At 62.5% G+C, this 7,225-nt stretch carries 6 protein-coding genes and 1 pseudogene; 1 reads left to right on the top strand and 6 read right to left on the bottom strand.

From position 1 onward, the window contains the following. Positions 1–38 precede the first annotated feature (38 nt). From BMY30_RS15790 to dctP, 3 genes are all read right to left on the bottom strand, one after another. Entirely contained in the window at positions 39–422 is a 384-nt protein-coding gene (locus BMY30_RS15790; protein WP_089715453.1) for a DUF4168 domain-containing protein, read from the bottom strand. Positions 423–569: 147 nt separating this feature from the next. Next, entirely contained in the window at positions 570–2,768 is a 2,199-nt protein-coding gene (locus tag BMY30_RS15795) for a TRAP transporter large permease subunit (RefSeq protein WP_089715454.1), read from the bottom strand. Between the two features lie 145 nt (positions 2,769–2,913). Next, a complete protein-coding gene (gene dctP / locus BMY30_RS15800; protein ID WP_089715456.1) occupies positions 2,914–4,083 on the bottom strand; it encodes a TRAP transporter substrate-binding protein DctP in 1,170 nt (389 codons plus the stop codon). Positions 4,084–4,511: 428 nt separating this feature from the next. Between dctP and BMY30_RS15805 the strand changes: the two genes are divergently transcribed. Continuing rightward, on the top strand, positions 4,512–5,435 hold the full coding sequence (locus tag BMY30_RS15805) for a DMT family transporter (protein ID WP_089715460.1): 924 nt from the start codon (positions 4,512–4,514) through the stop codon (positions 5,433–5,435). Here BMY30_RS15805 and mtgA read toward each other — a convergent pair. The 3 genes and pseudogenes from mtgA to BMY30_RS18215 all read right to left on the bottom strand — a co-directional run. After that, positions 5,417–6,118 (bottom strand): monofunctional biosynthetic peptidoglycan transglycosylase, encoded by a 702-nt coding sequence (mtgA, locus tag BMY30_RS15810; protein WP_089715462.1) that lies wholly within the window; start codon positions 6,116–6,118, stop codon positions 5,417–5,419. The genes BMY30_RS15805 and mtgA overlap by 19 nt on opposite strands. 116 nt (positions 6,119–6,234) lie before the next feature. Beyond that, complete coding sequence (fghA, locus tag BMY30_RS15815; protein ID WP_089715464.1) at positions 6,235–7,089, bottom strand: S-formylglutathione hydrolase; 855 nt, start codon at positions 7,087–7,089, stop codon at positions 6,235–6,237. A gap of 19 nt (positions 7,090–7,108) precedes the next feature. Then, positions 7,109–7,225, bottom strand: a pseudogene (locus BMY30_RS18215) (S-(hydroxymethyl)glutathione dehydrogenase); the annotation flags it as partial.

A 7,225-nucleotide genomic window follows, 5' to 3' on the forward strand; every position in this document is an offset into this window, starting at 1 on the left:
CTCGTCTGCCGATTACCTCGGCCGGGATATGGCTGTCCTTACGACTCGACCATCTCCTGAACGCGCTGCATCATCTCCGGGTCCTGCTGGATGGCCTGACCGATGGCATTGAAGGTATCCACGTCGAGACCGCTGTCCTCGACCACCTCGACCATTTTGTCATTGGCCTCCATGCGGACATCCTGCTGGGCTTGCTCATCCTCTGCCGCCTGCAGCTCCGATGTGTACTCCTGGGAAATCACGGCGATCTCCTGAGACGCGTTGGCGAACTGCTGAAGCTGCTCGTCAGAAAAGTCCTGAACCGGCGCCTGAGCCTGCGGCTGGTCCGCGGCGGCCGAGTCCTGGGTTTCCTGCGCCTGGGCGGTGGCAGCCAGGCCGAGAGAAAGTAGTGCAGCCGAGAACAAAGCAGTCATCCGTTGCATGAATACCTCCAGGGTGTTGCGTTATGAATGTGCACCTCTGTGACGCCCGGTGGAGCGACGAGTTCACAGAGTGTTGTTACAGGTTGTAAGAGACGGCGCCCCCTGCCGGGAGCGCCGTTGATACTTCAATAGTTCGAACGCCTGGCGTCAACCATAGGCCAGGTTGGGCAGCCAGGTCACCAGTGCCGGGAAGAGGATCACCAACAGCAGCCCCAGCGCCTGGATACCCAGGAAGGGGAAGGAGGAGCGGAAGATCTGCGCCATGGTGATGTGCGGCGGACAGACCCCCTTAATGTAGAACAGCGCATAGCCGAACGGCGGGCTGAGGAAGGACATTTGCATGTTGACCAGGTATATGACGCCGAACCACAGCGAGACGTCGGTGGGGTCGACCCCTGGCAAACCGAACATGCCATCGAAACTCATGCCCTGGATCAATGGAACGAAGATCGGCACGGCCAGCAGCAGGATGCCCACCCAATCGAGGAACATCCCCAGGGCCACCAGCAGCACCATCATCAGCAACAGCACCGCATAGGGGCCGAGACCCGCGCCGGAGATCAACTCCTGAACGAAGGTCTGACCACCCTGCAGGATGTAGAAGCCGACGAAGATGCTGGCGCCGAAGATGATCCACATCACCATCGCCGAGGCTACCAGGGTGCTCATGCAGGCAGCATGCAGGTTGGGCCAGGTCAAGCGCTTGTGCATGGCGGCCACCACCAGAGCACCAAAGGTACCGATACCGGCGGCCTCGACCGGCGTCGCGATACCGGTGAAGATGATGCCCAGTACCAGTATCACCAGGATGATCGGTGCCAACATGTTGCGCAGCAGCCGCACCTTCTCCTTCATGTCGACCCGGTCCTCGACCGGCATCGGTGGCGCCAGCTTGATGTTGAGGGTACCGCGCATCCAGCAGTATAACCCGTACATGAAGGCCAGCATCAGGCCGGGGATCAGCGAACCGAGGTAGAGCTCGCCCACCGACTGCTGGGCAATTACGCCGTAGATGATCGCCAAGATAGACGGTGGAATCAGGATGCCCAGGGTCCCACCAGCCATGATCGAGCCGATGGCAATCTCCGGGTCGTAGTTGCGCTTGAGCATCGCCGGCAGGGCGATCAGGCCCATGGTCACAACCGCGGCCCCGATCACGCCGACCATGGCGGCAAGCAGGGTGGAAGCGATGATGGTAGCGATGGCCAGGCCCGCCTTGAGACCGCCCATCCACTTGTAGACGACGTCGAACAGCTCCTCGATGATCCCCGCCTTCTCCAGTACCGAAGCCATGAAGATGAACAGCGGAATCGCCGAGAGCTGGTAATTGGTCATCATCGGAAAGATGCGCGAGGGCATCAGGTTGAGCATATTCTGATCGCCGATCAGGTAGAGGAAGGCCACCCCCAAGCCGCCGGTAACGAAGGCCAGCGGCAGACCCGCTACCAGTACCACCATCAGCGAGCCGAACATTACCAGCGTCAGGGCACCAATGCCTACGGAGCCAAGGCTATTCTCGAGGCTGCCGGCGAGGCTGTCGTAGTCGGTCACTGCGATATTGATCATCTCGAAGGCCAACCAGGCCGCCAGCAGCCCAGCGATGATCAGCAGCACACGGGCGAAGGTCCGGCTGCCGTTATGCAGGCGCCAGTGATAGCGATAGGATTGGGCGTCACGCATCAGCTGGCCAAATCCCTGCAGCAGCAGCAACAAGGCACCGAAGAAGAGCATGAACTTCACCGGGTAGAACTGGATGGCCCATTCGGTGAAGGAGGTCTCGTTGGCGTAGCTGGACCCGAAGAAGAACTCGTCGCTCACCGACTGGGAGAAGAACTTCCAGCCGGTAAACAGCAAGGCGATGGTAAAGATGAAGAAGAAGATCGAGGTGACCAGGTCGAGCGCCGCCCTGTTGAGGGGCTTGGCTCGGCTGTAGAGGATATCGACCCGCACATGCCCTCCCTCGCGCAGGGCATAGGCACCGGCCACCAGGTACTGCATGCCGAACATCAGGGTCATCGACTCGTGGGCCCAGTTGGTCGGCGAATTGAAGGCGTAGCGAACCAGCACTTCGTAGGTGAAGATGAAGGGTGCGATCAACGCCCAGTAGGCCACATAACGGCCGGAAAACCCGGAAATGCGGTCGACGACGTTGGTAAACAGATTGCCGGGGGGCTGATAGGCAACCTCGACTTCCTGGCCGGGCGGCACCTCGGCGGTGTCGCCACCGTCGATGGCCCCGCCACGCCGGAAACTGCGATCGACGAAGAACATCACCACCAGCGGCAAGATCAGCAGCACCGACCAGTAGAGCCAGTGCGGAAGAACAAATTCGATATCAAGATTCATGGATACTCCTCCGCGACACCATCACCTCCCGGCGATGGCTACGGATCATCGAGTCGACGGGATGCGAGATCAGTAGTGGTTACCCTACCCAAACCGGGTGTTGCGGCCCACGGCCTACAACACCCGGTTTGGTCGTACAGGCGGTTCAGACGTTGAGTTCGTAGCCCTTGATATCTTCTTCGGTGATCAACGCCACCGCCGGATCCATCATGGTATCGAGATGCGCCTTGAACAGTCGCGCGGCATCCGGGTCCTTGTTGGCCCACTTGAACCACAGCGGGATGGCAGCATCACGGAAACGGCTGGCATCGTCCTCGGAGAGGTGGATGATTTCCACGCCCTTCTCGCGATACTTCGGCCAGGCCTCGGCATTGGCCTTCTGGATCGCCGCATAGTGCTCGCGGGAATACGCGGCCACAAGATCATGCATGAGGTCCTGGGTCTGCGGGGACATGCGCTCGAAGGTGCGACGGTTGACGGCGATGTCCATAAGGTCGACGGCCTGGTGCAGGCAGGGAGTGGAGGGCGGGCCCATGATGATGTAGTCGGCGACCTGCCAGAAACCCAACTCGTAGTTCACCGCAGCGCCGGTGTAGTCGGCAGCATCGATGGTGCCCTTCTCCAGCGCCGGATAGACCTCCGAGCCCGGCAGCAGGGTGGTCTGGGCGCCGATGGCAGCGAAGGTCTCGGCGACGATACCGCCCGGCATACGAAGCTTGATTCCCTTGAAATCGTCGAAGCTACGCAGCGGAATCTTGGAATGGATCAGGTTGAGGTCGTGGTGGACATAGCCCAGCAGTTCCTGACCCTGCTTGCGATAGAGGTCCTTGGCGATGCCGAAGCCACCGTAGGCGCCGAACATCATGTCCCACTGGTGGGGTACGGAGAGGCCCATCGGATAGGCCGTCAGGAATACGCCGGCCGGCATCTTGCCGGGCCAGTAGACGGTGAACCAGTTCTGGCCGTCGATCACGCCGTTGCGTACCGCATCGGCGACCTCGAAGGCACCGGCCACGGCACCAGCGGGGAAGGGCTCGATGCGCACCTCGCCCCCTGTCAACTCGGCGACGTTGGCAGCCCACTCTTCGAAAATCTTGTAACCGGTGGTACCCGGCTGCCAGGAGGACTGCATGCGGATACGAATGCCCTCCTGGGCCTGGACGTTACCGATCCAGGGGGCCGCCACGGCCGCCGCCGATCCGACGGCTGCAGCCTTCAGGAAGTTACGTCGGCTCGGGGTCTTGAATTCCTCGAGGACTTTCGTGTTGTCGTTGTCGACGGATGAAATGCTTGACGGCTGCTTGTCGTCTTGCATGGCATGGACTCCTGATGTGGTGGCGTCCGCGGATGCCGCGAACGTAGACGAACACTTGTTGTTGTCATCCATGGCCGACCTCGTGCGCCGGTAATCACGGAGGATTCACCGTACGGCTGACACCGCCTTCCCTGCGGGGCCCGGGAAAGGTTTCGTAATCTGGAAACGTCTTCCAAGGCGAAACCTAAGCGAAACCTAGCGAAAAGCCCGCCTCCGGCCAATAGCGACATTCAACGCAAGCCAGCTTCGAAAATTGGTCAGACCAAGGAGTTGCGGAGGGCAACACTCTGTCTATACAGGCAAAATTTTGGTCTTACCAATTCTCCGTCGACACTTCGCCTACGACCAAAGCACAATCCGCAAGATTGGCATCGCGTGCCCCGTGCCGCGATGATGCCCACATCCCCTGACCCTGGAAGCCCTTAGCCATGACATCGGCACGTCAACGCCAGGCCTGGCTGGCCGCCATGCCCTTTCTCTTCGTGGCCCTCTGGAGCACCGGCTTCATCGGCGCCAAGTTCGGCCTGCCCCATGCCGAGCCCTTCACCTTCCTGTCCGTACGCTTCATGCTGACCCTCGCCCTGCTGGTCCCGCTGGCACACTGGCTGTCCGGCGAATGGCCACGGGGCGCGAGACTCTGGGGCCACATCGCAATCTCCGGCCTGCTGGTCCACGGCGCCTACCTGGGCGGCGTCTTCTATAGCATCTACCAGGGGATGCCAGCGGGCCTGGCCGCCCTGCTGGTGGGGCTGCAACCCCTGCTGACCGCAGGGCTTGCCGGCCCCCTGCTGGGCGAACGGCTGGGACGTCTCCAGTGGCTGGGACTGGTGATGGGACTCGCTGGCATCGCCCTGGTACTGGGCGGCAAGCTCGACCCTGGCGAGATGCTGTTTCAGGGATTCGGCCTCGGTGCCCTGGCCAGCGTACTGGTGGCGCTGGTGGGCATCTCGCTGGGCACCCTCTACCAGAAGCGCTTCTGCACCGGCATGCCACTGCTCTCCGGCACCGTGGTGCAATATCTCGGCGCCGGGACGCTGCTGGGCCTGGGAGCCCTGCTGTTCGAGACCCGGGAGATCGACTGGGCTCCCACCTTCCTGCTGACTCTGGCGTGGCTGGTGCTGGTACTCTCCATCTCCGCCATCCTGCTGCTGATGGCGCTGATCAAGCGTGGCGAGGCCTCGCGAGTGGCCAGCCTCTTCTATCTGGTTCCGCCCGTGACCGCCCTGGAGGCGTGGTGGCTGTTCGACGAGCGACTGACGCCGCTGTCACTCGCCGGCATGGCCATCGCCATCGCCGGCGTGGTGCTGGTGGTGCGAAGCGGGCCTGGCAGCCCTCAAAGCCGCTCGAGATAGTGAGGACCGCCAAGGTTGCGTATCTGCTGACGAATCCAGACGCTGCGACGTTCCACCTGGGGACCGGGGCGCGCCGCATCACGTCCGCGGGGGTCGGGCAGGATCGCCGCCAGGCGACTGGCCTGGGTCTCGGTGAGCTGGCCGGCGGCGACACCGAAGTAGTGGCGTGAGGCGGCCTCGAGGCCGAATACCCCGCTATCCCATTCGACGATGTTGAGATATACCTCGAGAATGCGCTGCTTGGGCCACAGCGCCTCGAGCAGCAGGGTGAACCAGGCTTCCAGCCCCTTGCGTACCCAGCTGCGCCCGGTCCACAGGAAGAGATTCTTGGCGGTCTGCTGGCTGATGGTGCTGGCCCCGCGCAGGCGACCCCCGCTACGACTGGCCTCCCACGCACGGCGCATCTCGCCGAAGTCGAAGCCATGATGAAGCGGGAAGCGCTGGTCCTCGGCGGCGATCACCGCCAGCTTGGCGTGGTCGGAAAGGCTCTCCCAGGGCTGCCACTGATGGCGAATGTCGAGGGACTCTCCGGCGAACCAGGACTGTACCTTGCGCTCCACCATCACCATGGAGCCGAACACCGGCACCACACGAAGCAGCAGCACCAGCACCATGGAACCCACCACGAAGCCCAGTAGAGTGCGCCAAAGCACCCGCCAGGCCAGCTGCCGCCACTCCCTCATCGTGCATCTCGCTCGTCCATGGGCTCCTCTCGCCTCATCGTCAATACCCGCCAGTATAACGACGCTGCCTCCTCGAAGGGAGGCAGCCTGTCACCCTGGTACGAGCATGCCCCCGCTCAGCGCTTGCTCAGCCGCTCGGCATGGTAGCGCAGGTGCTCCTCGATGAAGGTGGCGATGAAGAAGTAGCTGTGGTCATAGCCCGGCTGTCGCCGCAGGGTCAGCGGATGGTCGTGCTCAGCGCAGACCGCCTCGAGCCGCTCGGGACAGAGCTGCTCCTCGAGAAAGTCATCGGCGTCACCCTGGTCGATGAACAGCGGCTGGCTCGAGGCCCCGCGGGCCACCAGCTCGCAGGCATCGTACTGGGTCCAGAGGCCGCGGTCCTCTCCCAGGTAGCCGGAGAAGGCCTTCTGTCCCCACGGGCACTCGCTAGGATTGACGACCGGTGCGAAGGCCGATACTGAACGGTAGTGGCCGGGGCGCCGGAGCGCCAGGATCAGCGCGCCGTGTCCGCCCATGGAGTGGCCGCTGATCGACTCGCGACCATTGACCGGGAAGTGCTGGCGCACCACCGAAGGCAGTTCCTCGGCCACGTAATCGTACATGCGGTAGTGCTTCTTCCAGGGCTGCCGTGTGGCATTGACGTAGAAGCCGGCGCCGCTACCGAAGTCATAGCTGTCATCCTCGCCCGGCAGGTCGGTGCCCCGCGGGCTGGTGTCGGGACAGATGATGGCAATGCCGAGCTCGGCGGCGACCCGGTGGGCACCGGCCTTCTGCATGAAGTTCTCGTCAGTGCAGGTCAGTCCCGAGAGCCACCACAGCAACGGCACCCGCCCGGCCTCGGCCTGGGGCGGCAGGTAAATGGCGAAGGTCATCTCGCAGTCCAGTGCCCGAGAGCGGTGGCGATAGCGCTTGTGCCAGCCATCGAAACTCTTGTTGGCCGAGACCAGTTCGAGGTGTTCAGTCATGGTCATGGGTCAGGCTCCTGAAGACTCAATAGTGGAGGACGGTGCGGATGCTCTCGCCTCGGTGCAGCAGCTCGAAGGCCTCGTTGATCTTCTCGAAGGGCATGTCATGCGTGATGAAGTCATCGATGTTGATCTCGCCCTT

It is taken from the genome of Halomonas daqiaonensis, from assembly GCF_900109725.1.
GTDB classification, from domain to species: domain Bacteria; phylum Pseudomonadota; class Gammaproteobacteria; order Pseudomonadales; family Halomonadaceae; genus Halomonas; species Halomonas daqiaonensis.